This window comes from Marinilactibacillus piezotolerans, from assembly GCF_900114235.1.
Taxonomy (GTDB): domain Bacteria; phylum Bacillota; class Bacilli; order Lactobacillales; family Carnobacteriaceae_A; genus Marinilactibacillus; species Marinilactibacillus piezotolerans.
This window is the reverse complement of sequence record NZ_FOSJ01000101.1, coordinates 1-2,449: the sequence shown is the minus strand read 5'-3', so window position 1 is coordinate 2,449 and position 2,449 is coordinate 1. Positions and strand designations below refer to the sequence as shown.

Below are 2,449 nucleotides of genomic sequence, written 5' to 3'. Positions count from 1 at the left end.
TTTAGTGGACTCTAAGCACGAACAAGTGGACTTGTAATGGATATTGAGAGACTCATTCTTGCGAATAGGCGGGTCTATAAGCGCGTAATAATCAACTGATCAATAATGTCCGAAGAACGATTAATACTTTTTTCAATAGTCGTTCCGATACAATGATTGAACAAGAAAAATACGACAAAGTTTCTTTATATACCTTTTTACTACCATGGTTAACGAATGGTGTTTTATATTTTACACCAGTATTTATAGCAACACTTTTTGGAGCAAATGTCGTACAGGCTTTTATTGATTTTATACCAGAATGGATCATGAATGGTCTGTCTAATGCAGGGGCTATGCTACCAGCATTAGGATTTGGTTTAACGTTAGTGGTTATGGGGAAACGACATTATTTACCATTTTTTGTTCTAGGGTTCTTTGCTTATTCAATAGCAGGTTTCTCTATGCTGACAGGAGCAGTTTTTGCATTATCACTAGCAATGATAGTCTCTTTATTTAAGCAACATTCAGATGAGGAGGGAATCGCTTGAGATCAAAGGCAGAAGTACAAACTGATTCGAAAAAAATAACGAAATTTGATTTATTTATTGCTTGGTTGAGATGGTGTCTAGTGGTAGAGGTACCGGTGAGTTTCGATCGCATGCAGGCATTGGGATTTTGTTATTCTATCAATAAAATCTTGAGAAAAGTGTACAAAGATCAACCAGAAGAATTACAGCAAGCCATGAGACGTCATGCTCGTATGTTTAACACTAATGCGGACTGGGGAAGTGTAATTCATGGAATAATCATATCCTTGGAAGAACAGCGAGCAAGTGGGAATAAAGACGTTAGTGAAGAAATGATGGAGTCATTAAAAATTGGTTTGATGGGGCCTTTAGCCGGCATTGGAGATAGTGTGGATCAAGGAATTGTAATGACCATTCCACTGGCTATTTTTGTTCCAATGGCATTGAATGGCTCAATTGTTGCTGCTTTTGTCCCTTCACTTATTTATATGGCTTGGGCTTATGGATTTTCTTGGTTCCTATTTAATAGAGGATATAACCTTGGTAAAAACTCAGTTCTGTCGATCCTTCAATCTGGAGCAATTAAAAAGGTTATCGATATTGCAAGTATTGTTGGCTTATTTATGATTGGATGTTTGTCAGCTGCTTACGTTAAATTTGAAACGATTTTAAGTTATTCCAGTGAAGCAGAAACCATACAGGTGCAAGAACTAATAGACAATATGATTCCTAATTTATTGCCATTTGCCTTAGTAATGGGTATTTATTACTTCATTATAAAAAAAGGACCTAAATACTTGCAGATTATTCTATTTGTAATGGTGTTTGCAATTCTACTCACATTAATTGGTGTTATTTAGTTACAAAAACACAAAAGGAGGAAATTGATTAGATGAAAGTTGTTATTACTCCGAGAGGTTTTGCAAATTATGGAGAAAAAGCTTTAAAACAGTTTGATGCAAATGGGATTGATGTGGATTTCAATCAGACAGGTTTGCCTTATTCAGCTGACGTGTTACTAGAGAAATCAAAAGATGCAGATGGACTAATTGTTGGAGTGGATACAATAGATAAAGACTTTTTAGATGCATGTCCAAATCTAAAAGTGATTTGTAAGTTTGGGGTAGGAACCGACAATATTGATCTTGAATATGCTGCTGAAAAAAATATTTTTATAGGAAAAACACTTGGCACAAATACAAATGCAGTTGCGGAACATGTTCTTTCATTAATGTTCATGGATGCAAAAAATCTTTTTTCTTCAGCTAAACAAGTAAAGGAAGGAAACTGGATAAAAGAGACGGGAAGAGAATTAAAAGGGAAAACATTGGGAATAATAGGATTTGGAGCAATTGGTCAACGCCTTGCAAAGCAAGTCAGTGGATTAGGTATGGAAGTACTTGTATATGATGTGATAGAAATTGATAAAAAAATTAAAGAAGAAAGTAAGGTTAAAGAAGTATCCTATGATGAAATTCTTCAAGATAGTGACTATCTTTCCTTACATGTTCCGCTAAATTCTTCTACTAAAAATTTAATTTCAGGTTACGAGCTTAAAAAAATGAAATCTACTGCCTGTTTAGTCAATAGTGCACGAGGTGGAGTCGTTAATGAAGAAGCCCTATTAAATGCGTTAAAGAACGGTATAATTCGTTCTGCTATGTTTGACGTATTTAGCCAGGAGCCTCCAGTAGAAAATATAGAATTACTAAAGTTAGATCAATTTATTTTGACACCTCATACTGCTTCAAGAACTGAAGAATCCGAACAACGGACTTGTCACTTGGCAACTAGTATTGTAATGGAAAAACTTTTAGTAGGTGGCGATAAAAAATGACCTCGATAAATATAAAATGGACCCTATAGAATGGACACTAAAAAAAGTGCCCTCTATATGGTCTATTTTTGTATACTTATATAGAAAAATATAAGTATGGTTG

At 34.7% G+C, this 2,449-nt stretch carries 3 protein-coding genes; all 3 read left to right on the top strand.

Features of this window, described 5'->3' with window-relative positions; genetic code table 11:
* The first annotated feature begins 95 nt into the window (after positions 1-95).
* Genes BM212_RS12185 through BM212_RS12175 form a run of 3 tightly spaced genes read left to right on the top strand, consistent with a single transcriptional unit; the run spans position 96 to position 2,346 of the window.
* A complete protein-coding gene (locus BM212_RS12185; RefSeq protein WP_342714081.1) occupies positions 96-530 on the top strand; it encodes a PTS sugar transporter subunit IIC in 435 nt (144 codons plus the stop codon).
* Complete coding sequence (locus BM212_RS12180; protein ID WP_072695202.1) at positions 527-1,369, top strand: PTS system mannose/fructose/sorbose family transporter subunit IID; 843 nt, start codon at positions 527-529, stop codon at positions 1,367-1,369. The genes BM212_RS12185 and BM212_RS12180 overlap by 4 nt, the downstream gene beginning before the upstream one ends.
* Before the next feature lie 32 nt (positions 1,370-1,401).
* Positions 1,402-2,346 carry a phosphoglycerate dehydrogenase gene (locus tag BM212_RS12175; RefSeq protein ID WP_091898800.1) on the top strand — a complete coding sequence of 315 codons (945 nt, stop codon included), beginning with the start codon at positions 1,402-1,404 and terminating at the stop codon, positions 2,344-2,346.
* The last annotated feature ends 103 nt before the right edge of the window (positions 2,347-2,449 follow it).

Bases quoted from the DNA above. Each gene is read 5' to 3' on its own strand.
- BM212_RS12175 (WP_091898800.1), top strand. From the start codon at position 1,402: ATGAAAGTTGTTATTACTCCGAGAGGTTTTGCAAATTATGGAGAAAAA.